Origin of the sequence: Pseudomonas sp. WS 5021 (assembly GCF_012985535.1) — a bacterium.
Lineage (GTDB): Bacteria > Pseudomonadota > Gammaproteobacteria > Pseudomonadales > Pseudomonadaceae > Aquipseudomonas.
On the sequence record NZ_JAAQWP010000001.1, the window covers coordinates 785143 to 810480 of the forward strand.

Here is a 25338-nt window from a genome sequence, read left to right on the forward strand (position 1 = left end):
TCATGACCAATCAACCACAGAACTTGAACGTCGCGATGTTCATTGACGCAGACAACGCCCCAAGTAAAAAGCTTGGTAGCGTCCTGGCGGAGCTTGCATCTTATGGTTCCGTTTCCATCCGACGTGCCTACGGAAACTGGAAAAGTCCCTCCCTGGATCCGTGGGGCAAGGTCCTTCATGAACACGCTATTCAGCCAGTGCAACAGTTTGATTTGGTGAAGGGTAAGAATGCTACGGATATGGCCATGGCGGTGGATGCAATGGACGTACTATTCAACAAACCCGTGGATGTTTTCTGTCTCGTGTCCTCTGATTGCGATTTCACGCCTCTGGTCATGAGGCTTCGAGCCGAGGGCAAACAGGTTGTGGGCTTCGGTGAGAGGAAGGCGCCGGAGCCCTTTGTAAACGCATGCTCCAGATTCTTGTATTTTGACCAATATCTGATGAGCGACGATCAGCAGGTATCAGCAGCTGCGTTAGCGGGGAAAAAAGCGATTTCAGATAGCGCGGTTCAGTCCGGCGCCCTCGTCAGGAAGACTGCGAACGAGTTGAAAGGAGACACGAAGCTCTTGAATCTTCTCCGTAATGCCGTGGCGTACGCTGAGAATGAAGACGGGTGGGCGCAATTGAGTGTAGTTGGGAGTCGGATAGGCAACCAGGCATCCTTCGATGCTCGAAATTACGGCTATCCACGACTCGTAGATCTACTGACAGCAATTGATCTATTTGAAATGAAACGGGTGAATAATCATCCCCAGATTCGGCATAAACGGCGGGGTGCTATCGCAGGTGGATAACTCGCGTCCATAGGTCACGGATGGTACGCCTAGCCCGCAAATCCTATATCTAGATGCAGAGTAAGCGTCCGGCGAACTCACCTACCCGATCCCAGCCATAAGGGCGATGGTGTCCATTTAAGTGCACACCATGTCCTGGCTTTTCGGGTTTGGCAGATGAATTGGCCGGACGGATAGGATGGAGAGGACTTAGAGAGGGCTTCTCACCACCACGTAGGGCCTACAGCCCGCCCGGTCGACGCATTTTTGGGCATCGTTTCAAATTTAATGCGAGCTAAAGATCTTGCAAGTGCTGCCGTTAAATCCTGATTACTGCTGAAACCTGCATCCATGGAAGGAGAGCCTTAGACCTCATTCCACTGATCCTAGACGCGTATCCACTGGACCGCCTTGCGATTCAATTCGCCTGGCCACGGCACTTGAGGCAATGGTATGCAACCGATTTCCGGCGATCTGGTAGTTGTAATCGATGATCAGATTCAGTCCTTGATCGAAGAGATCAACGACGCCCCCCAGCACCAGCAGCAGACTCGTTTCGTCGACGAGTTCCAGAACATGATGATTGACCAGCTCATGGGGCCATTTGGACTGACCAGAGCGATGTTCGATGACCGCGATGGCGGTGCGATAACAACGTTGCAGAATTTTGAGAAAGGCATTGCCGCGAACGATGCCGATGATGCTCGCCATGCTTCCTGGAAACAAGCAAACGAAAAGAGCTTCGAACGCAAGGACTATGACGCTGCGCTGAATGCTGCGCATGACGACATGCGCAGTGCGGATGGCAAGTTCTATGATGGCTACAAAGTTGCGAGCGAAATTCCTGAGGGGCCTCGCATGGACGCTCGTGATCATGTCATCAGTGCCAGCAGCATCGAGCGCTCGGCAAAAGGACAGCTTGGGCAAACCCGCGAAGAGCGAGTTATGACCGCCACCCTTGATGACAACGTAGTGTTGACTGCATTCAACATGAACTGCTCCAAGGGGGAGAAGGATCTGTTGGAGTGGGCTGCTTTACCTAGTAGTAAAGATCCGAGCAAAACCAACGCCGAATACTTTGAAGTGGATGAGCAGACCCTCCTCGACAAGTACAAGAAAGCAACCAAGGCAGTGGGCAGCACCCAGAACCGGGCGCTTTTTAGTAAGCAATCCGGCGAGTTTTTGGTCGAGGGTGCCAAGGCGTCGGGCAAGTTGGTGATCAGGCAGATCCTCGGTCTGCTGCTCAAGGACCTGATCGACGGGCTAGTCCAAGATGTTCGCTATCTTGTGAGCAAAGGACTCGCCGAGGCCAAGCCACTTATGCAACTCGTCAAGGAGCGCATCCAGGCGACCTACGAGCGGATAAAGCTGAAGTGGGCGGACTACCTGAAAGAGGGGGCGAGTGCCGGGATCAGCGGTTTTCTGTCGACATTTGTGACGTTGATCATCAACTCTTTCATCACTACGGCGAAAAATCTGGTGCGGATGATTCGCGAAGCCGTACTTTCAGTCGTCCGCGCAGTTAAGTTGATTATGGCGCCGCCGCCGGGCACAGAGTCTAAAGATATCGCTGTCGAGGTTGCCAAGATCCTGGCGTCTTCGATTGCGCTTTGTGTGGGTATCGCCCTAGAAGAAGTGATTCAGAAAGCACTTGAAGCTATACCGGTTCTACTGCCCTTTGCCGCGACCATTGCCCCGGTTATTACCGGAGTTGTCACTGGCGCGCTGACACTCTTCACCGTTATGGCCTTCGACCGTCTGCGGGACTCCTTTGCCTTTCAGAACAAACAACTCGCCGATGTCCACCGTGGACAAGCAGTCGGGCTTCTAAAAATCAAACAGTCAATGTTCATGCTCGACAGTGCCTATCGGCATGTCATCGTTACCACCGAAATGTTACGTGTTACCTTCGCCGAGGACTGGTTCGAAGTCCAGGCGATGAAGGCCGTGACCACCACTAAAGCCGCTGATTACCGCAAAGCGGTTGATAGCCTGGACGATCTACTGGAGCTGTTTTAATGAGTACTCACGAACTTGTCGTTAAGAAGGAAATGACACCGGCGGGGATCGCCTCCGATCTGCTTAATGTGATCAAGGACATCGAACGAAGCATCTCCGAGTCGACCAATAAAACCGGAGCTATCGAACAGCGCGGCATGATCAAAAGTATGTTCGCTAGCTCAAAGACCGATCTGGTCGACATTTCCAAGTCGCAGAATAAGATTAACGAGCTGATGCTTGGCTTGATTCAAGAAATCATTACGCTCAACACTATGAGCTATTCGTTTCTAGCAGCGGTGATCGGTGAGCTGGAACAGCGCGCCAAGAGCGGCTGGACCGACAGCGAAGGTCGCTTCCAAGAGCTTTCCGAAACCGGACAGCAATTCGCAGGCAAGGCACACGATATTTTCTGCAAGATCGCCGAAGGCTCCAAATCCACCCAGACCCGGATTGATCTAAACAAGCAGGACATCGACAACCTAAAAAATGACTTTATCGCTAAGGCCGAAGTCGTCCAGCAGAGTCGCCAAGACATCGATAACATCAAAAGTGTCCTGACCCATAAGACCGCAGTGGTAGCCAAGCAGAGTAAGGATATCGGCCAAATCCAATCTGTTTTGGAGTCGAAAACCGAACGCCTAGCGTCTATCGACAAGCTGCTTGAGACAAAATCCGAACGCTTGTCGTCCATAGACAAGCTACTCGCTAGCAAAGCAGACCGACTGGCTTCCATCGACAAACTATTGGAGGAAAAATCGACGGTGGACCAAAGCCAGGACGTGGCCATCAAACAGATCCTCCTTGCTTTGGAGGACGGTCAGCGCCTTGATCAACAACGCGTGCTGGAAATCCACTCGCTTAGCCAAGCGCTGGAAGCTCAAACAGAGAGAACCTCAGTAGCCATCAATGTTTTGCAGGCGGGGCAGGCTAAAGCGATGCGGGGAATATATGCCGCCAGTACTGTTGCGGTGATTAGTGTAGGTGTCACGGGCTTGCGGTTCGTGGGGGTGCTTTAGAGTTGTAGTACTGTCTTTCCTTCGGTCTATGCTAAAGACGTGTGTATTGGCCATTGCTTAGGTCAGTACGAACTCATCAGGCCGACAGTGATCACGGCCAGGCCTTTGTTATTAGTTCGTGTTCTTTTATAAACGGGTCTATGCAGAGGCTTTAGCCACAGCCTTCCAAGTTTCTATGGTGGACCCTGAAGTATGAATGCGCTTATCACCTTGCTCACGGTCGGCCTCTTAACCCTTTCTACTGAAGGATATGCCGCCCCGCCTCCTATCGAAGAAGCCCCCGCCGATGTCGATGGCTATATCCGGTGCATTCAGGACTTCTACGCTACCAACCGTTGGCAGGCTGGGACCATTGCAGGGTGTCGGGCGAATAATCCAGCGGTGCGCTCGCTGCGTGATGGCGATTATGTGTCAGTCACCTTCAGTCGCGCTCAAAGTCGTATCTACGAGCAGTCACGAAAACAGTGGATCGACTTTGATAAGGCGTTGCGAACGCAGTTGTTGTCCAGAAAGCTTAACGAGCTATTCCAAGCCGCAAACCCATTGACTGCCTATTCGTTTAAGCGGGTCGCCAGCGACCTCGACGCTCGTTTTTCGGAGCTTAACGAGGAGCCTTTCAGTTGGTATCCAGCGACAAAGGTGCCTTACACCACGGTCAGTGGCTCGTCGCTAGCGTCACTCCATAGCGCCGAGCTGGCACAGTTCACCCGATGTCTGGAAACCGCCATATCACAGTTGAGCGCATCGCGCATTAGTCGGTCCGCATTCGATTCTAATGTGGATACTTGCTCATCGGAAATTAGTGCCCGCAACGGTGATGCCAGCAAAGCACTGTACCAGCCTCAGGTGTTCCGTTCAGTGGCCGAGCAAACCTGGGCTCCGATAGCATCACAGCGAGTCCGCACTCAGGATGCGGTAGTGATACCGCTTGCTAAAAAAGAGAGTGAGTCGAGCTGGTACGTCACGCTTTTGAAGTTGATATGCATAATGATAATGGGAGTCGGCGGCTTATTCACATTTTGGAATTTGGTGAACCGCGTACCGGCGACAATCTCAAAAAAAGGCGGTCGCCGAAGTCGCCGGAAACGTAACGAACACGAAGACAGCCAGCCACGTGGTCGTAATCAAGAGGGCAAGAAATTAGATCTCGGCACGTTTATGCTGAAACACCGCAAAATCAGCTCCATGACTACCAACCATCTGTGCGCCAGCTGTATGCACTGGACGGGGAAGCGTACACCCCACCCGGTCAACAGGGAGCCCTATGTCAAGTTGGACGCGGTGGGCGAGTGCGTGAAAAAGCGTGCTGGTTCACCGTATGGCATGAAGAGCTATAAAGATGGTTTCCAGTGCAAGGATTTTTCGGATATCGGTTATTGAGAGCGCCAGGCATCAACAATCGGTTCGTTAAAGCTTCGCTCAATTTAGCCATTCTCTGACCTTCAAAAGGGCGGAGGCTGGCTCCTTTCCTGCTGGCGTCTCTTGACGACAAAGGGCCCGCTTCGCGGAATGGACCCATAGGCAAGACGTGCGGTTTAGGCGACGAATTTACTCATATAGCCAAGGTTTCAGCTCGTCCAAGTTCCTCACCACAATCTGCTGCGCAGATGCCTTAGGGTCGAGCTTTTTCGGATCGATTTGGAAGCGTTGCAACACATACTTGACCAGTGCGCGGCGGGTCTGAATGAGTAGGACACCGTCCACCATACCGAAGTCAGCTTCTATGATCGCCTTCTGTTCTGGCTTAAGCCTTGAATCAGGTTCAATGATAACGGCCACCGTTGTGTTCCAGTCCTCATCGTCGGCTATAACGTTTTCGGTTTTACGCTCAAATTCGGGTTGCCCACGCAGACGACTGAGTACGAAGTCTCGGTATTCACGGTTTTTCTCGCAATAGGCCCGCACATGCCACCGCATACCGGTGTAGATCAGCGTGTGCGGCGCTATAAGGCGGGTTTCTGGGTTCGGGTTAGCTAGAGAAACGTACTCGATGTCAATTACTTCGCCATCTCGGCATGCCTTGAGCAATGGGCGCAGAACTTCTGGACGAATTGTCCGGTCCGGCACCTCCAGAACCATAGTGTGCGCATAGGCCAGCGCTAAACCTTCAACATGCGGTGCGCGGGTATGCGTTTGGTTCAGGAGGTGAAGGTAGGCACTGGCGCTGTCATCGATGAAGAGAGGTTTGAAGTTTTTGCTGGGTACGTAACCCTTCAGCTGCTTGTCATATGTAAGGTTTTTAGGCGCATGCTCAGACATGTAGGTATTGATGTCTTTCGATGCCTGCTGACGGCTGATGCCGAAGCTTTGGATCAGGTGTCCCGTGGTCAGCCGACCTTCCCACCAGACCACCGTCTCGATCAAGCGATAGCGAAGTGCCAGGTCCCAGCGAACCTGATTGATGTCGTGTTTGCGTTTCATAGGCCCTCCATGTGCGTGAATTGTTTACCTGTATAAGTCTACATTCTATACCTGTCTTGAAACACTACATATCCTTCGGCTGTCTTTGGTGTCAACCGAACTCATGAGAGGGATAAGGAAATGATGTCGTCAGGTGTATTTTTGACAGGGGCTTTGCTAGCGATGAGCTTCATTTTACTGGTGCTGGTTATCCAGTACAGGAAGCTGTCCGAGATTTTTCAGATGGTCCGAGATTGCAGGCAAACTGCCAAGTGGATGCAGATTTGGGAGTCTGAAAACCTCGAATTGAAGTCAGCCTTACGTGCCGAGAAGGCGCATGTGGACCAGCTGCAAAGAAAGCTTTTTCTTGTGCAAGCCTTGATCCCCGCAGCGTAAGGACAGATAGATGAATCGACTTGAACGAATCAAAGGCTGCCTGTTGGGTGGCGCAGTAGGGGATGCGCTGGGTGCTCCTGTTGAATTCCTTGAATGGCCCGCAATTCGCTCGAAGTTTGGCCCGGACGGCATTGTCGATTTCACGCCGGCTTACGGGATCACAGGCGCCATTACAGACGACACACAAATGATGCTCTTCACTGCTGAGGGCTTGCTGCGTGCTTACGTTCGCGGAAGCTCTCGGGGTATCTGCCATGTACCCAGTGTCATTCATCACTCCCTATTACGGTGGCTGATGACTCAAGACCATCAGCCCGGCACGAACGTTAGCCTCGATGGATGGTTGGTCCAAGAGCGCGATTTGTGGTCACGGCGTGCTCCAGGCAACACGTGCATCAGTGCGCTTAAAGCTAGTCAAGGCTTCGGTTTTCTCGCGCAAAACACCAGCAAAGGCTGCGGCGCTGTGATGCGTGTCGCCCCCTGTGCTTTCTTTGGCAATGCGTTCGAGTATGCCGCTGAATCCGGCCGCTTAACACATGGCCATCCAACGGGCTACTTGGCTGCTGGATTGTTCGCCGACATTCTTCAGCGTATGGCCGATCAGCAGGTCAGGCTTGAGCATGCGTTGACAGAAAGCTTGGCAGTCCACGGTGATAAGCCTGGCATGGAGGAGTCGCGTGTTGCCCTAGAACGCGTGCTGTTTTTCTTTTATGAAGGCTACTTCCCAACTCCTGAACGCATTGATGAGTTCGGGGGGGGCTGGATCGCTGAGCAAGCGTTGGCTATCGGTATTTGGTGCGCGCTAACCGCGACATCTTTCGAGCAAGGGGTCATCAGTGCTGTAAACCACAGCGGTGATAGCGACAGCACCGGGCTCATTACCGGGCATTTGTTGGGGATTCAATATGGTGTCGCGGCAATTCCAGTTCGCTGGCTCGGGCAGCTGGAATTACGCAGCGTGATTGAAAAAGTGGCACACGACATCTACCGGCTGCCGCGAGAATACTCAGGATACGGTGGTGATGGTGATGCCGGAATTGAGGCGGAGTATCCAGGTGCTTGAGGCGCGGTTGAGTTGGGGATCATTTTTTGCAGACGCTTTCGCCTTCGTGCTGGCGCTGCTTGCCCGCGACCGTCAAAATACGGTTCTTGTTGCAATCGCAGAATTAACACCATTTATGAGCAGTCAATCCCTCAACAGCTTCACTCGGTGCTCCCTGATCGTCCCTGAATCCCGCATCGTGGCCGCACTGCTGTTGCAGGAAGTTAGCAAGCAGGAATGGCAGAGGCAGATAGTCGAGTTAAACGTATTGCAGAAGCGTACGGCCAAGACCGCTGTGACGTATGCGAGCACAGCACGCTCACGTTTGGAGACTATGCATCCCGATCTGTGGGTGCTTGTGCGAGACGAGAGTCTCCCAGTAGCTACTCAGGCCGTGCTTGCAGCTACCGTGAAGCTTTCTCCACTGCTAGGTGATTTCCTCCGCACCGTTGTCCGGGATCAATTTCGCCGTTTTTCTACGCACCTTGAGCTTCGTCATTGGGAAGCTTTCTTGGAGGACCGCCTTCACGTGCAAATAAACGGATCTACCTTCAGTGATTCGACCCGGGTTAAATTAAGGCAAAATGCCATGCGTATGTTGGCTGAGGCCGGATTCCTTGAGGACACTCGTAGCTTGCGCTTGCGTAGTCAGCACATCGAGCCTGCTGTGCTCCGCGTCTTAGATAAACACAATGAGCAGTACGTGCTCGATTGTCTTCAGGTATGTCCGTGAATAATCTCGATGAACGCCTCAACAAGATCCTCGACCGGCTTACCTCCGATGACTTTCTTGGTGGTCAGGGCCTAGGTAACGAGGTGCCGTTCTATGCCTTCGACTATCCGCCTCAGGATGAGGTGACCGTGCGAGAGCACGTGAAGTTTCTAGAAGGAGCGATCACCAGGCGTCGCCCTGAACTCAAGGTTGCCTCTATCAATTTGTTCGAGCTAGTGCTTGACATGCTAAACGGCCGCAGGTTGTTGGCAAAGTCTATCGACCTGCAAGCCCAGAAAGGAGATAAGGCTTTGCATAAGGCTCTTAAGGCACCATTGGATGCTGGCAAGGTCGCCCAAGAGCTGGTTGATCGCTATCCGCCTAATGAATACAGCATGCTATTGATCACCGGTGTTGGCAGTGCCTATCCGCTGGTTCGTACTCACAACCTTCTGAACAATCTCCAGCCCTTCATGGGGCAGACTCCTTTGGTGTTGTTCTATCCGGGCCGCTACGACGGTCAATCTCTCCAGCTTTTCTGTCAACTGGGCGAGAAACCCTATTACCGTGCTTTCCGTCTGGTGAGCTGAAAAGGATGTCTACCTTGCAAATTAAGAATCTGTTTACCCGGTCCATTCACCGTTCAATCAATGGCGTGATCAAGGCTGACCAAGACGATGCTGAGTCCGTCTGGCAAGAACTTGATGAGTACGTCATCACCCGTGAGTTGGATCAACACCTGCGTAGCTTCTTTGAAAGCTACTTGGCAGCTCTGGACAACCCGCAGGATGCTTCCGGACGGGTGGGAGTGTGGATATCGGGTTTCTTCGGTTCGGGTAAGTCACACTTTTTGAAAATCTTGTCTTACCTTCTGGAGAACAAGCAGGTTGCCCGGGACGGGGTCACTCGGCAGGCCATAGATTTTTTCGAGCGCAAAATTGCCGATCCAATGCTCGCCGCCGACATAAAGCGCGCCATTGCCGCTGATACCGATGTGCTGCTGTTCAATATCGACAGTAAGGCTGACAGCGGTGACGGTCGTGATGCGATCCTTCGCGTTTTCCTTAAGGTTTTCAACGAACGATTGGGCTTCTGCGGCGATCATCCACATATTGCGCATATGGAGCGTTATTTAGATGACCAAGGCAAGTTTTTAGCCTTCAAGGAGGCTTTCGCCGAGGCTTCTGGTTCCTCTTGGGAAGAAGAGCGTGACGCCTATCACTTCCAAGTTGATGCACTTGCAGCAGCCTTGTCCCAAACTCTCGGTCAAGAGATCAAGGATGCTGATGCCTGGGTAGAACGCTTTGAAAACGATTTCAACCTCAATGTCGAGAGCTTCGCCAGATGGGTGAACGACTACCTTGACAAGCGAGGTAAGGATCAACGCATTGTGTTCCTGGTGGACGAAGTCGGCCAGTTCATCGGCCAGGACACCCACCTGATGCTCAGCCTGCAAACCATTACCGAAAACCTCGGCACGGTCTGTGGTGGTCGTGCCTGGGTGTTGGTCACATCGCAAGAGGATATCGATGCGGTACTTGGTGAGGTCCGCGCCTCCAAGGCTAACGACTTCTCCAAAATTCAGGGCCGCTTTAAAACCCGCCTGTCGCTGTCCAGTGGCAACGTTGATGAGGTCATTCAGCGTCGCCTACTTGATAAAGATCCTGAGCCTAAGGATGCCCTACGCAAGATATATCGCGAGAAAGCTGACATCCTGCGCAATCAGCTCAGTTTCACCAACACCGGGCGCACTTATAAGGCCTTTACGGACGAAGACAACTTCGCCGCCGTCTATCCTTTCGTGCCGTATCAGTTCCAACTGGTGCAACGCATCTTTGAAAGCATTCGCAAGGCCGGCGCCACCGGCACTCACCTGGCCCGGGGCGAGCGCTCGTTGCTAGATGCTTTCCAGTCTGCGGCCAAGGCTGTCGGGGAGAGCACCCTAGGTGTCCTGGTGCCCCTTTACCGCTTCTACCCGTCCATCGAAGGCTTCCTTGAGGGCGTGGTGAAGTCGACTATCGACAACGCCGCCGGGAACCTCAGCCTGCAAGACTTCGACACTTCGGTGTTGAAAACGCTGTTCCTCATCCGCTATGTCGATGAGATCAAGGGCAACGTCGATAACCTGATCACATTGTTTATTGATGAGATCGACGCCGATCGCCAAGCCCTGCGCAAACAGATCGAAGACAGCCTCCAACGTCTGGAAAAGGAAACTTTGGTCAGTCGCAATGGTGATGACTTCTTTTTTCTGACCAACGAAGAACGTGACATCAGCCGTGAGATCAAAGAAGTTGATCTCACCAGCGCAGACGAAGCCCGTGAATTGGGGCAATTGCTGTTCGATGAGTCCCTGCGTGGTCAGCGTAAGTTTCGCTTTTCAGACAATGGCAAAGATTTTGGTCTCAATCGCCAATGCGATCTGCATCCCCTGGGTAACCGCGTCGATGGCGATCTGCTGATCTCGGTCATAAGCCCCTTGGTGGATGATCGAGATACCTGGAGCGAGCAGCGCTGCATTCTCGAATCTAGTCAGGGGGAGGGCAGTGTGCTATTGCGCCTTGATGATGAACGCGATTTGGCACGTGAATTACGCCTGTACCTGCAAACCGACAAGTTTATAACCCGCAAGAACGACGGTACGTTGCCGCACAACACTAAACGTATCCTTCAGGACCGTGCCGAAGAAAACCGCCAGCGCCGTCAGCGGTTGAGCGCCAGTGTAGATCGCCTGCTGCGTGAGGCGGAGGTTTACGTTGCGGGTAACAAGCTGGAAACCAAGGCCTCCAGTGCACCGATGCTTGCGGAGGAAGCGCTTGATTATCTCGTCCGTAACACCTTCAGCAAACTTGGCTATATCCAACACTTGAGCAGCGACCCGCAGAAGGAAATTCAGGCTCTGTTGGCCGCGCCACTGACGCCAGGCCTCGGCCTGGAGAGTACTGGCGAAGCTAATCCGCGTGCGCTCAAAGAAGTTAGCCAGCACATCGAATTGCTGGCCTCGCAATCACGTCGGATCGTCCTGCATGACCTCGCGGAAAGTCATTACGGTCGACGTCCATATGGCTGGCCAGAGTGGGAAACGGTGCTGCTTATCGTACGCCTGCTGCTCAAAGGTGAAGTCAGCCTGGTCGGCAATGGCGGCCCCTTGGCTTCGCAGCAAATCTGGAGCGAAATCTCCACGCCTGCTCGCTGGCGCACCACCGAAATTCAGAGGCGCCAGCAGGTAGGCTCAGGCGAGCTGCAAAAGGCCCGCCAGCAGTTCAAGGACGTGTTTCAGAAGATTGCCCCGGACGGTGAGGATACCCTCTACGATCACCTGCAAAGCAGTCTCACCAAATGGGAGGGCGAGCTTAAGCAATGGCGTGTTCTGGCACAAAACGGCCAGTATCCCGGTTTGTACGAAATCGATCTTGGCCTCAAACTGATTGGTAAGCTTAAGGCTGCTCCCGATAGCTTCGACGCCATCCAATTGTTCCTCAAAGAGCGCAACCTGTTGCTCGATCTCTCCGATAGCTACGGCGATCTGGATAACTTCTACAGCAGCCAGAAAACGGCCTGGGACAAGTTGCGTTCCGCACAGTTAGATTTTCAGCCCAATCGGCCGAAGCTGGAGAAGGACGGAAAGGCGGCCCGTGCTTTGGCGCGTATTGACGAAATCTTGAGTGCCAAAGCGCCGTACAACCTGATTCGTGAAGGCGAAGGGCTGATTCAGGCGGCGACCCAAGTCAACGACGGCTTCCTCCTGGAAGCCCATGATCGCGCCGACTCCTGGGTTGAGAAGTACATAGCTAAGGTCAGCGTTGAGTTGGACGCGTTGCTTGCCAGTCCGGATCAACGAAACCACAGTTTGCTGCCACTGCAAACCCTTCGTCAGCGCATCGCTAAGCAGCGAAGTTTGGCTCACATCAGCCAAATGCAGGAAGAAGCCAGAGAGCTTGCCGATGTGGCACTGGACCATCTACAGCAGTTGGCAGAGCAAGCCGCTGCTAAAGCCCAAAGGGCTGCCAACGAACCGGCCCCTAAACCTCCAGTATCGGATAGCGGTTCGCCAGATTTGATTGTGGCTGAACCAACCGCCCCGGTTAATAACTCTCCAGCGGCAGTAGTGGCACCAACTGTACCGATCAAAAAGCGTCGGATCATCGATGCTCAGCTGCTTGCTGGTTCTGGCTACATCGAGACTCAGGTCGACATCGATAACTTTCTTGCCAAGCTGCGTAAGGAGCTGGAAGAAGCTGTGGCTGACAACCAGCGTGTGGAAATTCGCTAAGGAGTTTCGGTTCACAAACAGAAATGGCGGCTGTGGGGGCATAGCCGTCGTTTTTTTTAGTCGGTGCATTGGAGCAAGCGACCATGGATGTTGAAGAAGTACTTGGGTCTGCCGATTGGCAGCTTATCAAGGGCGAGGTGCAGTCCACCTATAGCGAGCATTTTTCCCTATACAGTTACACCAAGTATCCGGCTCAAGACTACCAACGCTTCAAGCTGACTTTTTCAGCCTTTAAACCTATCGTCGAAGTTGATTCGGCATTGCTCTGGAAGTGGGGGCACTGGGGGAAGACCAGTTATCCCGGTAAACAGGGGCTATTGATCACTGAGATATCGGCGCTTTGGGGTGAGTATCTCAATTGGGTTGGTGTTTTCGCTGATGCCCCTTCGCCGAAGGATACCTTTCAATGGTGGAGCGAGCGGCTTGGGCGACTGCGCTACATCACTTCGGCTTTCCTGGCTCACTTGATTCATCCTAGCGATGTGCCGATTATTGACCAGCATAATTTTCGGGCCATGAATCATTTTCTACGCGTGCAACAGCCGAAGAAAAAGCCTTCTGACTGGCGAGATATTGCTCACCTGAAATGTTTTCTAACCGAAGCAACTAACAAGCTTCAGTACTCAGAAAGCGACTTTGACAAATACCTGATGATGTATGGCCGTGCCCTAAAGTCGCATAAGCCCAAGACGTCTAGCAAGGACCAAGCATGAACCGCTCCGCACTCAAGAAGTACGCTCCGCAGGCCCGTTTGGATTTTATTGAGGCAGTCACCCTGCGTGCCCGGCGTTTGGGGCTCGATCCTGCCCTACCAGTTAATATTGAACAAACTGGCGATGTGTTGTTAATCGGTGGCCAGCCTTTTCCGGCCAGCATTGGCAAGCAGCGTGCCACTTTGTCCCAGCGTATTCATAAGCAGGGCTTTAGCGCTGTAGTCGAGGCACTGGCCTACACTTGGTTCAACCGCTTGGTTGCCATCCGCTTTATGGAACTCAAGGGCTACCTCAGCCATGGTTACCGTGTGCTCAGCCATCCGCAGGGCCAGCAGCCGGAGATTCTCGATAATATTCAGCATCTCGACCTGTTCGGGTTAGACAAAGCCGCAGTCATCCGCTTGAAAACTGCTGGCAATCAGGACGAAGTGCTTTACCGCGAGATTCTGCTCGCCCAATGCCACGACCTGCATTGCAATATGCCGTTCCTGTTCGAGGCGCTGGATGATGCTACCGAGTTGTTGCTCCCGGACAACCTCCTACGTACCGATTCGCCCATTGCCCGTTTGGTCAATGATATTGAAGAGGACGACTGGAAGGAAGTAGAAGTCATCGGCTGGCTGTATCAATTCTACATCAGCGAGAAGAAGGAGGAAGTGCTGGGCAAGGTGGTCCAGAGCGAAGATATTCCCGCAGCTACTCAGTTGTTTACGCCCAATTGGATCGTTCAATACCTGGTGCAGAACAGCCTAGGCCGTCTCTGGATGATGGCCAACCCAGGCTCCAGCCTTAAGAATAAGATGCTGTATTACATCGAGTCCGCAGAGCAGGATGATGATGTGCAGGTCCAGCTAGATGAAATAATCCATATACGCATGGACGAGGATGGTGGCACCCTGAACCCAGAGTCTCTCACAATCTTGGACCCTGCGTGTGGCTCCGGACATATATTGGTCGAAGCTTACAATTTGTTGCGTACTATTTATGAAGAGCGCGGCTATCGCTTACGCGATATTCCTCGACTGATCTTACAAAAAAATCTCTACGGTCTCGATATTGATAATCGCGCCGCGCAGCTTGCCGGTTTTGCCTTGCTAATGAAGGCCCGCGAGGATGATCGTCGCCTTTTCGACGACCAAGATAACCCTCCAATCCTTAATATAATGGCCGTTCAGGAAAGCAAAGATCTCCCGGACGAGGAAATTGCACTCGCTATTATCAACGCGGCCATCCAAATCGAAGGAGGTGGTGCGTTTCATACGGACCAACTATTCGGCGGCGAGCAGTTGGCTACCCTACATAGCTCAGGTATCACGGCGTTTGATCTGCGGGAGCTGATTCAGTTGTTTGCAAATGGCAAAACTTTTGGCTCATTGATCAATGTACCTGAGGCCCTTGAAGGCAAGCTAGTCAGGATAATTGCCATTCTTACGAGTGTGCTAAACGAGGGTGATGAGTTGTCGCGCAGTTACGCGAGCCAAATTTTGGATGCGTTTGCTCGACCTGCCAGCTTCCTAGCCCAGAAATACGATGCTGTGGTGGCTAATCCACCATACATGGGCGCTAAAGGAATGAATAATATCCTTAAGAACTTTGCGAAAAATGAATTTCCAGCTTCAAAGGCGGATATTTTTGCGATGTTCATTGAGCGAGGACTGCGATACGGAAAAAGCAGCTCTATTCTTAGTATGGTCACAATGACGAGCTGGATGTTTTTGAGTTCATTCGAAGGGTTGAGATCCAAAATTATTAGGGATTGTGCTCTCTTGGGAGGCGTTGATCTAGGTAGTCGAGCTTTCACAGAAATTTCTGGACAGAAAGTACAGGTTGTCGCTTTTTCAGCTCTAAAAAAGCCCATTGGTAATATGCGTCCATTATTTATCAGGGCTCATGCTGGAAGCGAGATTGATAAAAAAGCGGTCATTTTGAGTGGTGGTAACAGATTTTCATTATATTCTAACTCTGATTATACGGAAGTGCCCGGTTCCAGATTTGCTTACTGGATCTCTCCTGCACAAGCTGAGACCTTTAAATCAGAAGAGTTTCTGGAGAGTGTCCTTAGTCCTAGGCAGGGAATGGCCACATCAAATAATGAAGTTTTCCTAAGATTTTGGTGGGAGGTGGATCAGTCTAGATTATTAAGAGGGGCAGAAAACGCCCATGAGGCCTTGATTTCCCGCTGTAAGTGGTTCCCCTATAATAAAGGAGGCGCAGCGAAGCGTTGGTTTGGCAATAATGAACACGTAGTTAATTGGGGAGATGGCGGGCGTGACTTGCTGGCATTTGCAACTTCGCTTTATGGGTCGCCCACAAGAACCATTAAAAATATTCCTTTTTATTTTCGTGAAGGGATAACGTGGGGGGATATCACCTTCAAGAATAAGTTTGGAGAGGATACATTCGCAGCGCGCTATTCTCCAGTCGGTTCGATTTTTGACGTCAAGGGGTCATCTGGCTTCCCCGCTCAAGAAAATCTGTTGTCTTTGTTGGGGCTTTTGAATAGTAAGGTTTTAAGATCATATATGTCGATGTTGAACCCATCTTCAACATTCCAAGTTGGTGATATTAAGTCGGTGCCTTACGTGATAGGGCCTGAGGCTAGGACTAAGCTTGATGCTCTTGTTAGGAAGGCGGTTGATGTCTCTAGGGAGGACTACTCCAGTTTAGAGTATGCGCCTGAGTTTGATGGGCGGATCTTCAACTCTTCTGGTGGTGGCAAGCTTGAAGAGTTTGTCAAGGATCTTGTTAATATTGGGTTGAAGCGGCGAGAGGAATTGAAAGCTGTTGAGGAGAGTATAAATAAAATATTAATAGGTGAGTATGGTTTGGCTGGAGAGATATCAGAAGTAGTTGATGATTCGGAAATTACGTTGAGTAATTTTTCTGAGTTGGATTTTCCTCGTCGAATGGTTTCTTTTGCGGTTGGCTGTGTTATGGGTCGCTATAATCCTTTTAACTCCGGTCTAGATTATGCTAATAGTGGAAACGTAGGATTCGATTCTTCATCCCCTCGCGACTTCTCGGTAGATGCCGACGGTATCCTTCCAATAACCGATGAATCTTGGTTTGAAGACGATGCTGCCGAACGCGTGCGTGAGTTCGTTAAGGTGGTATGGGGCGCGAACACTCTGGTCGAAAATATGGAGTGGTTAGCCAACGGTCTGGATCGTAAAGCTGGTGAATCTGTCGATCAAGTTATACGCCGCTATTTGTCCACCGGCTTCTACAAAGATCATCTGCAAACCTATAAAAAGCGACCAATTTACTGGTTGTTTTCCAGCGGTAAGCAAAAAGCCTTTGAGTGCCTGGTTTATCTGCACCGCTACAACGACGGCACTCTTTCGCGCATGCGTATGGAATATGTCGTCCCGTTGCAAAGTCGTATGCAGGCCCGTATAGATACCCTTGCTGATGACATCAACAGCGCTACCGGTAGCGCCCAGCAGAAAGTCCTACAAAAGCGCAAAGATAAATTCACCAAACAACTCGAAGAACTCCGCCGCTTTGACGAAACCCTGCGCTCCTACGCTGACCAACGGATCGCCCTCGATCTGGATGACGGTGTCAAGGTAAACTACGGGAAGTTTGGTGGGCTGCTGGCCGAAGTGAAAGCCATTACTGGTGGCAAGGAAGACTGACTGATTGGCGGCTCACTGGTGTGGGCCGCTCAATCTCTACAAGGAACATGTAGATGCAAACGGGTAAATCCACGGTCAAAGATGTTTTCGACGGCACTCGTATCTTCAGTGTTCCCACTTACCAGCGTGCCTATTCCTGGGAGCGTGAGGACAATCTTGAAGACTTTTTCAATGACTTATGCAGTCAGCACCCGGACAGACCATATTTCCTAGGGTCCTTTCTCTTCCATCTGAATGGAAGCAAGAGCGAATTCGCGCTTGTGGATATCGTTGACGGACAGCAACGGCTGACGACCCTGGTCATCTTTATGCACGTGTTACTCGGCAGACTTATTTCACAAGGCTCTACGCTGGTATCCGAACGTACTCGGCGCATATTTGTACGTGATGGTGATGTCTTCAAGCTTGAGTCGGCGAATGAAGGTAATGCCTTTCTACATGATCTGATATTGGGCGACCGCCCGCCTACAATCGGGGACGTAACACTAAGGACCCATTCGCAACGGCTTTTGTTGGACGCACGGCAATATTTTGATGCGCAGTTGGCTCGCCATGATCTGGCTATCCTTGAGCGAGTTTATACGACCGCAATCAATGCTGATGTGCTGCTCTATGTGGTGGACAAGATCAGTACGGCTACCCAGATCTTTGAATTGTTGAATGATAGGGGGCGGCGATTGACGGATCTGGAGTCGATCAAAAGTTTCCTGATGTATAACGCGGGAATTGTCTACGATCACCCTGAGCAAGTTATAGGAAAAGTCCAAGAAGACTTTGCTGAAATCTATCGCTTGATAGAGTCACACAAAATTAATGATCGGGATGTGCTTCGTTATCATACACTTGCGTTTGAGACGTATCCGAGCGATTACACTGATAAACCGAAAGCCTACATCAAGGAGAAGATACTCGGGTTGGTGAGTGATTCGGAGCGACGGGAGGAGGCTAGAGAACAGATTAGAGACTATCCAGCTCGCCTGAAAAAAAGCTTTCAATTATTTGCTCAGATCCGAGATCGTCGATTCATTGATCCGGAATTGGCGAAAACATTTATGATCGGCCGTGTTGCTCCCTTCTATCCAGCGCTCATGAAGGTGCATAGTGAAAGACCATCTGAATTTCCGCGCTTGGTTAAAGCCATCAATGCCTTTACCTTTCGCTCCTCTTTAGCCCGACTGCGAAGCAACGGCGAAAGCTATCAGTTTACTTCTATGCGCAACGATAGAGATGTCGTTGAGGTGATCGAGAGCTTTGTTTTGGGGAATTGGTGGAATATTAATGGGCGGGCTCGCGAAGCCTTCGACTATAATAATTATTATGACTGGCTTGAAAAGAATGTGGTCCGATACATTCTTTTTTCTTACGAGAACAGCCTTCGTCGGCGTAAGGGCTTTCCATTGTTGTCTAGCGGAGACTACGCTTCGAAGGATTCCCGTGAAAAGCTCAGTATTGAGCACATTACTGCGAAGAAAGCATTGTCGGTTGAGTTTGATGATGATTTTAGAGAAAACTACCTAAATAATCTTGGTAACTTGGTGATAGATCATGCGGCCTCCAACTCCAGCAAGGGGCGAAAGGGCGGTGACGAAAAGGCTATTCATTATAACTTAGCGCCTTTGATGTCTCAGAATGAAATAAATGAGGATGGCTGCGATTGGAATGATCTTGAGTCTATAAAGAGTTTCATTCGTCGTCGTGAGGAAAAGTTAAAGTTTGAAGTTTCGCTTGAGTTCGAAATTTGAATCACCGTTGGAACGATGGTCATTTTCACATCAGTTGATTGTCTTCGGACAGGATGCGTAGCCGTGGTTTGGCGTAAGCCCCATAGGAGAACAATTACCGACATCTGACTGGCCGAACCCGGCTGACTGGTTTAAAATATAGCTGGAAATAATCCTTATGGATAAATACTGGCAGTGAAAATAAACCAGCTCCTTTCCGATTGGCCCTCCGGTGCTGTAGCCACGCAAGCGTGGCTACATGAGCATGGCGTAGGGCCAAACCTGGTACAAAAATATCAGCACAGTGGCTGGCTGGAGCGTATTGGTCACGGCACGTGGAAGAGAAGCGGCGATAAGATTGACTGGCAAGGCGGCGTTTTCGCATTGCAACAGGACGAGCCATTACGGATTTGGCCGGGTGGGGCGACGGCTTTGAGTCTGGCTGGATACAGCCATTACCTATCATTCGGGAAAGAGACTGTCGAACTGTTCGCCACAGCCGGCACCAGCCTGCCTGGCTGGTTCAGAAAGTACGCATGGGAAGTCTCGGTAAATTTTCACTCCACCGGGCTCTTCGCCCCAATGGAAGATCCTGCGTTGCAAGCCTTTCAGGTGCCTTACTCTCAATTTCACCTGCAAATTTCCACCCCAGAGCGTGCCATGCTTGAGCTTATCCATCGATGCGCGGACGAGAGTCTTTTTAGCGGTGTGGTCGACTTGTTCAGCGGGTTAGGTACCCTTAGCCCCCGCCGCTTGCAAAGACTGCTGGAGGCCTGCACCTCCATTCGCGTCAAACGTGTATTCCTTTTGCTGGCTCGAAATGCTGGCCACGCATGGTATAGCCGAATAGACCTTTCGAAGGTGGATATAGGCAAAGGCAAGCGTCAGATCACGCCGGGTGGTCGACTTGATAAAGAGTTCCTCATAACCGTGCCAGGGAAATTTGCCAATGTCTCTTGATCCTCGTTACGCCGCTCAGGTCCGTTTGTTGGTCCAGGTGATACCTTACGTGGCGGCTGAGCATTGTTTTGCGCTCAAGGGCGGGACTGCGATCAATTTGTTTGTTCGAGATCTGCCTCGTCTTTCGGTGGATATCGATCTGGCTTACCTACCCAGCTCTGATCGTCACCATGCTTTGTTGGATGTTCGTGCTGCGCTTGGACGTATTGCAGATGCCGTGGGTCGTGGCTTGCCGAATGCAGGTGCAACCGTCCAAAGCAATCGGGACGATGAGTTGCGAATTTTGGTGAGAAACCAACAAGCTCAGATCAAGGTCGAGGTGTCGCCGGTTCTACGAGGCACGGTTCATCAACCCACTGAGCGTGCTGTGGTCGCGCAGGTGGAGGACGAGTTTGGATTTGCTTCTATCTTATGCGTTTCTTTGCCTGATCTTTATGGCGGAAAAATTTGCGCTGCCCTGGATAGACAGCATCCCAGAGACCTCTTTGATGTCATGTTAATGCTCCGTGAAGAAGGGCTGACACGTGAAATTTTTGAGGGTTTCTTGGTTTATCTGATCAGCCATGGTCGACCTATAGCAGAGCTGCTTTCCCCTCGATGGAAGAATCTTAATGGGATCTTCCAGGCAGAGTTTTCGGGCATGACGCGTGAGCCAGTTACCCTCGATCAATTGGAATCCACTAGGGCGTCGTTGCTTACTGCAATTCGTGAGCAATTCACCGAGCGAGACGCCGCTTTTTTGCTTTCTCTTAAGCGTGGGGAGCCGGACTGGTCGTTGTTAAATTTGCCTGGGATTGATCAGTTGCCAGCGGTTCGATGGAAGCTGCGTAACATCATGGAAATGTCTGCTTCAAGGCGGGCGGGCGCGGTTGATATTCTGCAAACTGTCGTTGACCAAATACTTGCGGGCCGAGCAACACAAGGCAAGTGATCGGCTCTTGAAACGGTCGGTTTATTTTGTTCTCTTAAAGCACCCTTATAGGGTTTTATTTCGTAATATTTTAAACCCGCTTGGGGGCGGTGAATCATGTCAGAGCAGTCTGCACAACTAGAAAAGATTGGCCAAAGCTTGTTGCAGCTGTTCAGCGTTTGCCGAGTTGTATGGTGGGAAGATGCGGAGGGCGAGTTCAGTGAGCTACTGGATAGCATCGTTCTTCCAGACGTCCAGGTCCTAAGACGCTCCTCGGTGCCCGCGTTAGCGATCAAGAAAACCATAGAAACCGACAGGCCGGACTCTCTTTTTCTCATTTATGAGCAGGCTAGCCCTCCTGCCCCCGAGGATGATTGGCTACTGGATATCCGCCTTTATGCCGCCTCTTTCGCTGCGGATAGGACATCCATGCTGCTGCAAGAGCTAGGGTTGCGACGTCAAAGTTTGCGAGATCACTTGAAGGCTCGCAGCGCATTCTTTGCTAGCAAGGATAGGGTCGCGAAGATTCAGCGTCTTTTGAGTCCGGATGACGATGAGGCCGCCGTAGACCTTAAGATCCTGGCTGTGCTCGCGAAAGTTGAGCAAGCGGAGCAGTTTGCGGTTTTTACTGCAATATTTTCGTCGCTTGCTGACGCTGAAAACCTCGAAGAGAACGTGTTGTGGGATTCAATCTGCAAATTCGAGATGCAGGCGGTCTTCTGGCAACTCATGCTACAAGCTTTTGGATATCAGCATGCCGATCCATCGGTGAAGCATTTTTTTGTGCGTTTGTTTGCTACCGACATTGGCTATGCACTGGGCACACAAGCACCGAGCAACATGCACTCTCTACAGTTGAGCACAGTACGTGCGGCTAACGTGGCCGTCTTCCTGTCCCAATGGCGAGACAGTACCCTTCGTCAGCGCGCGTATGATCGGTTGTCCCACAGACTTGCAATGGAATTGCGGCCCGGTGACTTGCTGGCTCAGGCACCTTTGGAGGCACTCATGTTGGTCAGCACTTTTGTCGACGTTGAGCGGCAGATAGCTGAACGGCTACGTGATTCGGTGCTAAGCAACACCAGCGAGATAATGGGTCAGCAACTACGGGACATGGCTGCTCGTCGAATGGACGGATATTGGGCTAATCCCCGCTGGCCAGATAACGATGACGCTAACCGTTCGGTGTGGCACGCCTACTACCACTCGCTAATCGCAGCCTCTGAGTTGTTTGAGCTAAGAAGGCGCTATACGGGTGGTTTCTCCTTCGAGTCTCCGGAAGCTTGTTACAACGCGTATACCCAAGAGCTTTACCGCTTTGATCAGTTGTATAGGATCTACCACGAAGCTGCTGATGTCGTGTATGCCCGAAGCCCGGATGCGTTGTCTCCGTTGACATCTCGGGTTGAGCAAGATTACTTGACGGGTTTCCTCCAGCCTCTCGCACAGAAATGGGGCGCATTCCTCGATGGCGGACTGCTCCAGCAATGGAAGCTTCCTGGGATTCCTAATCAGCAGAATTTTTATGCCGACCAAGTTGATCGCTATTTGAAGGGTGGCGATGACCGTCGTGTTTTTGTAGTTATCAGCGATGCATTGCGCTATGAAGTTGCTCAAGAACTGAGTGACTCGCTCAACGGTAAGTACAGGTTCGCGGCTGAGTTGGGTAGTCACTTGGGAGTGCTGCCGTCCTACACGAAGCTCGGGATGGCGAGCCTGCTACCCCACAAAACCCTTAGTTACACCGATGCTGGTTTGGTGCAGGTGGATGGGCTGAGCACAGATGGGTTGGACGCGCGCAACAAAATTCTTTCGGCAGTTAATGGTCTGGCCATCCGTGCGGAAGATTTTTTGAATATGAACAAGACTGATGGGCGGGAGCTAATCAAGCCCCACCGGGTTATCTACATTTACCACAACAAGATTGATGCCGTAGGCGACACAGCAAGCACGGAAAGCAGCACATTTACCGCCTGCCGTGACGCGATCCACGAGTTGGAATCCATCGTGAGTCGCATCATCAACAATCTCAATGGGCATCGTGTGTTGGTCACGGCCGACCACGGTTTCCTGTTCCAGGATTCAGCGCTAGAGTCATTGGACAAAAGCAAGCTCGTTACCAAGCCTGCCAACAGCGTGGTATCGAAAAAGCGATATTTGATCGGACGTAACCTCGGTACCAGTGAACAGGTGTTGAGTGGGTACATCCGAGAAACTGCGGGCATTACTGACGATATGATGTTTTGGTCGCCCCGTGGGGTTAGCCGCTTCCACTTTGTGGGGGGGGCTCGGTTTATCCACGGCGGGGGAACATTGCAGGAAATTGCCGTTCCTGTGCTGAAGGTCCAGCAGGTGAGAGGCCAAAAGGCCAAAGAGACAGCAGTCAGGAAGGCGCAGGTGACAGTGCTGGGTAACAATTTCACCGTGACGACCAACCGCTATGTATTCAATCTGTTGCAGACCGAGCCAGTGTCTGACCGGATTCAGCCTGCTGTATTGCGCGTTGGGGTCTTTGACGCCGTTGGAGAGGCGGTTTCTGTCGTCGAGCAGGTGTCGTTCGATAGCGACTCACCAAACCTTGATCAGCGGCAGCGCAAGGTAATCTTGACCCTGCTGAATCGACCGTTCCCTTCTGGTGAGCGGTATTATTTCAAACTGCTTGATGCCGAAACCGATGTTGAGCAGTTCCGTATTGATGTCCGTATCAACCTGGCGATCAGCAATGACTTTGATTTTTGACAGTGAAAACCTCGATCTGGACCTTGATGGCCGCCTGAACGAGTTCTTCATGGGCAAGGTGGTCCGCAAGGATCTCACCAAGCGATTGAAGGAAGGTATCAACGTACCTGTTTACGTTCTTGAGTATCTGCTCGGGATGTACTGCGCATCAGATAACGAAGAAGTGATTGCAGACGGTCTGGAGACGGTCAAGCGCATTCTCTCAGAGAACTACGTGCGCCCCGACGAAGCCGAGAAGGTGAAGTCGAAGATCCGTGAGCGAGGTAGCTTCAAGATCATCGACAAGGTTTCCGTGAGCCTGAACGAGCGTCGAGATATTTACCAGGCGCTATTCATGAACCTGGGGGTCAAGGATGCCGAAATACCCAGCCGCTTTATCAAAGAGTTTGAGAAGCTGCTGGCGGGCGGTATCTGGTGCATCGTGACGATGAACTATTTGTTCGAAGAGGGCGCCAAAGGCTCACCTTTCACCGTCCATGATCTGAAGCCGATCCAGATGCCAAATATGGACATGGATGCGCTGCTGGAGGCTCGGAAACACTTCACAGAAGATCAGTGGATGGACGTGCTGTTACGTTCGACGGGTATGGAGCCGGCTCATTTTAAAGCGCGTACGAAGTGGCATCTCCTTACGCGGATGATCGCTTTCGTGGAAAACAACTACAACTGCTGTGAATTGGGGCCGCGCGGTACCGGTAAAAGTCACATCTACAAAGAAGTCAGCCCGAACAGCATTCTGGTTTCAGGTGGTCAAACGACGGTTGCGAACCTCTTTTACAACATGTCTCGGCGTCAGATCGGTTTGGTCGGGATGTGGGACGTCGTTGCGTTTGATGAAGTGGCGGGTATCTCATTCAAGGACAAAGATGGGGTCCAGATCATGAAAGATTTCATGGCCTCGGGCTCCTTTGCTCGTGGCCGGGACTCCATTTCCGCATCAGCAAGCATGATGTTCGTGGGTAACATCAATCAGCCTGTAGACACACTGGTGAAGACCAGCCATCTCTTAGCTCCGTTTCCCTCAGCAATGATCGACTCAGCATTCTTTGATCGTTTCCACGCCTACATTCCTGGGTGGGAAGTACCTAAGATGCGGCCTGAGTTTTTTACAAATCGCTATGGGTTGATCACTGATTATCTAGCCGAGTTCATGCGCGAAATGCGTAAGCGTAATTTCGCTGATGCCATAGACCGCTATTTCAAGCTTGGAAATAATCTGAATCAGCGGGACACCATTGCAGTGCGGCGTACGGTTTCTGGTCTCCTCAAGCTGCTGCACCCTAGCGCTGATTATGATCGCGAGGCAGTCCGCCGTTGCCTTGAATATGCATTGGAGGCGCGTCGAAGGGTAAAAGAACAGTTGAAGAAAATCGGGGGAATGGAGTTTTACGATGTCCACTTTTCTTACATCGATGCGGACACGTTGGAAGAGACGTTCATCAGCGTGCCGGAGCAGGGCGGTGGTGGACTTATTCCTGAGGGCCAAGGCAAGCCAGGAGTGGTGCACCTCGTGTCCACAGGCGCTAACGGAAATCTGGGGTTGTACCGTCTGGAGACGCAAGTGACGGCAGGTAGCGGGCGGCTGAATATGTCTGGTCTTGGGAACAGCTCTTCGGCTAAGGAGGCGCTGAAAGTTGCCTTTGATTACTTCAAAGCAAACATCAGTCGGGTGAGTGCTGCGTCAAAAGTGGGAGATCACGACTATCACCTTCATGCGGTCGAGCTTCATAACACTGGCGCACCTAAGGCGCTGACTCTCGCTGGGTTTGTAGCTTACTGTTCCGTGCTGATGCAGAGACCACTCCAGGCGCAGATGGTTGTGCTCGGCGATATGAGCTTGGGTGGCAATGTGATTCCAGTCGAAAACCTCGCAGAATGCATGCAAGTGGCATTTGACGCTGGCGCGAAACGGATTCTCCTGCCAATGGCTAGCGTTACCGATATCCCAACAGTGCCTGGCGAGCTGTTTGCAAAATTTCAAACCAGTTTTTACAGCGATCCGGTAGATGCCGCTTTTAAGGCTCTGGGTGTTAGCTGAAGT

17 protein-coding genes are annotated in these 25338 nt (G+C 51.5%); 16 read left to right on the top strand and 1 reads right to left on the bottom strand.

Annotated elements, in window-relative coordinates; translation table 11 throughout:
- The first annotated feature begins 2 nt into the window (after nt 1-2).
- From HBO19_RS03630 to HBO19_RS03645, 4 genes are all read left to right on the top strand, one after another.
- On the top strand, nt 3-797 hold the full coding sequence (locus tag HBO19_RS03630) for an NYN domain-containing protein (protein WP_170056906.1): 795 nt from the start codon (nt 3-5) through the stop codon (nt 795-797).
- 432 nt (nt 798-1229) lie between these two features.
- Entirely contained in the window at nt 1230-2795 is a 1566-nt protein-coding gene (locus HBO19_RS03635; protein ID WP_262386225.1) for a hypothetical protein, read from the top strand.
- Complete coding sequence (locus HBO19_RS03640; protein ID WP_170056907.1) at nt 2795-3793, top strand: hypothetical protein; 999 nt, start codon at nt 2795-2797, stop codon at nt 3791-3793. Before HBO19_RS03635 ends, HBO19_RS03640 begins: the two co-directional genes overlap by 1 nt.
- 192 nt (nt 3794-3985) lie before the next feature.
- Nucleotides 3986-5173, top strand: coding sequence for a hypothetical protein (locus HBO19_RS03645; RefSeq protein WP_170056908.1), 1188 nt, complete (start codon nt 3986-3988; stop codon nt 5171-5173).
- 168 nt (nt 5174-5341) lie between these two features.
- Here the strand turns inward: HBO19_RS03645 and HBO19_RS03650 are convergent, their stop codons facing one another.
- The gene (locus tag HBO19_RS03650) at nt 5342-6214 is read right to left on the bottom strand and encodes a WYL domain-containing protein (protein ID WP_122696453.1); all 873 of its coding nucleotides are present in this window, start codon (nt 6212-6214) and stop codon (nt 5342-5344) included.
- 120 nt (nt 6215-6334) lie between these two features.
- On the opposite strand from HBO19_RS03650, the gene HBO19_RS03655 reads away from it, so the two are divergent.
- From HBO19_RS03655 to brxL, 12 genes are all read left to right on the top strand, one after another.
- Nucleotides 6335-6589 (top strand): hypothetical protein, encoded by a 255-nt coding sequence (locus HBO19_RS03655; RefSeq protein WP_170056909.1) that lies wholly within the window; start codon nt 6335-6337, stop codon nt 6587-6589.
- Between the two features lie 10 nt (nt 6590-6599).
- Nucleotides 6600-7652, top strand: a complete 1053-nt coding sequence (locus HBO19_RS03660) for an ADP-ribosylglycohydrolase family protein (protein ID WP_170056910.1) — start codon at nt 6600-6602, stop codon at nt 7650-7652.
- Nucleotides 7612-8364, top strand: a complete 753-nt coding sequence (locus HBO19_RS03665; protein ID WP_170056911.1) for a DUF1819 family protein — start codon at nt 7612-7614, stop codon at nt 8362-8364. The genes HBO19_RS03660 and HBO19_RS03665 overlap by 41 nt, the downstream gene beginning before the upstream one ends.
- The gene (locus HBO19_RS03670; RefSeq protein WP_170056912.1) at nt 8355-8933 is read left to right on the top strand and encodes a DUF1788 domain-containing protein; all 579 of its coding nucleotides are present in this window, start codon (nt 8355-8357) and stop codon (nt 8931-8933) included. The genes HBO19_RS03665 and HBO19_RS03670 overlap by 10 nt, the downstream gene beginning before the upstream one ends.
- Nucleotides 8934-8938: 5 nt before the next feature.
- On the top strand, nt 8939-12616 hold the full coding sequence (brxC, locus tag HBO19_RS03675; RefSeq protein WP_262386226.1) for a BREX system P-loop protein BrxC: 3678 nt from the start codon (nt 8939-8941) through the stop codon (nt 12614-12616).
- Nucleotides 12617-12699: 83 nt separating this feature from the next.
- A complete protein-coding gene (locus HBO19_RS03680; protein WP_170056914.1) occupies nt 12700-13329 on the top strand; it encodes a hypothetical protein in 630 nt (209 codons plus the stop codon).
- On the top strand, nt 13326-16967 hold the full coding sequence (gene pglX / locus HBO19_RS03685; protein WP_170056915.1) for a BREX-1 system adenine-specific DNA-methyltransferase PglX: 3642 nt from the start codon (nt 13326-13328) through the stop codon (nt 16965-16967). The genes HBO19_RS03680 and pglX overlap by 4 nt, the downstream gene beginning before the upstream one ends.
- Before the next feature lie 53 nt (nt 16968-17020).
- Nucleotides 17021-18709, top strand: coding sequence for a DUF262 domain-containing protein (locus HBO19_RS03690; protein WP_170056916.1), 1689 nt, complete (start codon nt 17021-17023; stop codon nt 18707-18709).
- Nucleotides 18710-18883: 174 nt separating this feature from the next.
- Nucleotides 18884-19648: a type IV toxin-antitoxin system AbiEi family antitoxin gene (locus HBO19_RS03695; RefSeq protein ID WP_170056917.1), complete on the top strand. Its 765-nt coding sequence runs from the start codon at nt 18884-18886 to the stop codon at nt 19646-19648.
- Nucleotides 19638-20579 carry a nucleotidyl transferase AbiEii/AbiGii toxin family protein gene (locus tag HBO19_RS03700; RefSeq protein WP_170056918.1) on the top strand — a complete coding sequence of 314 codons (942 nt, stop codon included), beginning with the start codon at nt 19638-19640 and terminating at the stop codon, nt 20577-20579. The genes HBO19_RS03695 and HBO19_RS03700 overlap by 11 nt, the downstream gene beginning before the upstream one ends.
- Nucleotides 20580-20675: 96 nt before the next feature.
- Entirely contained in the window at nt 20676-23297 is a 2622-nt protein-coding gene (gene pglZ, locus HBO19_RS03705) for a BREX-1 system phosphatase PglZ type A (RefSeq protein WP_170056919.1), read from the top strand.
- Nucleotides 23281-25335, top strand: a complete 2055-nt coding sequence (gene brxL / locus HBO19_RS03710; protein ID WP_170056920.1) for a protease Lon-related BREX system protein BrxL — start codon at nt 23281-23283, stop codon at nt 25333-25335. The genes pglZ and brxL overlap by 17 nt, the downstream gene beginning before the upstream one ends.
- The last annotated feature ends 3 nt before the right edge of the window (nt 25336-25338 follow it).

Coding starts and splice junctions, on each gene's coding strand:
- HBO19_RS03630 (WP_170056906.1), top strand. CDS start 3: ATGACCAATCAACCACAGAACTTGAACGTCGCGATGTTCATTGACGCA.
- HBO19_RS03635 (WP_262386225.1), top strand. CDS start 1,230: ATGCAACCGATTTCCGGCGATCTGGTAGTTGTAATCGATGATCAGATT.
- HBO19_RS03640 (WP_170056907.1), top strand. CDS start 2,795: ATGAGTACTCACGAACTTGTCGTTAAGAAGGAAATGACACCGGCGGGG.
- HBO19_RS03645 (WP_170056908.1), top strand. CDS start 3,986: ATGAATGCGCTTATCACCTTGCTCACGGTCGGCCTCTTAACCCTTTCT.
- HBO19_RS03650 (WP_122696453.1), bottom strand. CDS start 6,214: ATGAAACGCAAACACGACATCAATCAGGTTCGCTGGGACCTGGCACTT.
- HBO19_RS03655 (WP_170056909.1), top strand. CDS start 6,335: ATGATGTCGTCAGGTGTATTTTTGACAGGGGCTTTGCTAGCGATGAGC.
- HBO19_RS03660 (WP_170056910.1), top strand. CDS start 6,600: ATGAATCGACTTGAACGAATCAAAGGCTGCCTGTTGGGTGGCGCAGTA.
- HBO19_RS03665 (WP_170056911.1), top strand. CDS start 7,612: ATGGTGATGCCGGAATTGAGGCGGAGTATCCAGGTGCTTGAGGCGCGG.
- HBO19_RS03670 (WP_170056912.1), top strand. CDS start 8,355: ATGTCCGTGAATAATCTCGATGAACGCCTCAACAAGATCCTCGACCGG.
- brxC (WP_262386226.1), top strand. CDS start 8,939: ATGTCTACCTTGCAAATTAAGAATCTGTTTACCCGGTCCATTCACCGT.
- HBO19_RS03680 (WP_170056914.1), top strand. CDS start 12,700: ATGGATGTTGAAGAAGTACTTGGGTCTGCCGATTGGCAGCTTATCAAG.
- pglX (WP_170056915.1), top strand. CDS start 13,326: ATGAACCGCTCCGCACTCAAGAAGTACGCTCCGCAGGCCCGTTTGGAT.
- HBO19_RS03690 (WP_170056916.1), top strand. CDS start 17,021: ATGCAAACGGGTAAATCCACGGTCAAAGATGTTTTCGACGGCACTCGT.
- HBO19_RS03700 (WP_170056918.1), top strand. CDS start 19,638: ATGTCTCTTGATCCTCGTTACGCCGCTCAGGTCCGTTTGTTGGTCCAG.
- pglZ (WP_170056919.1), top strand. CDS start 20,676: ATGTCAGAGCAGTCTGCACAACTAGAAAAGATTGGCCAAAGCTTGTTG.
- brxL (WP_170056920.1), top strand. CDS start 23,281: ATGACTTTGATTTTTGACAGTGAAAACCTCGATCTGGACCTTGATGGC.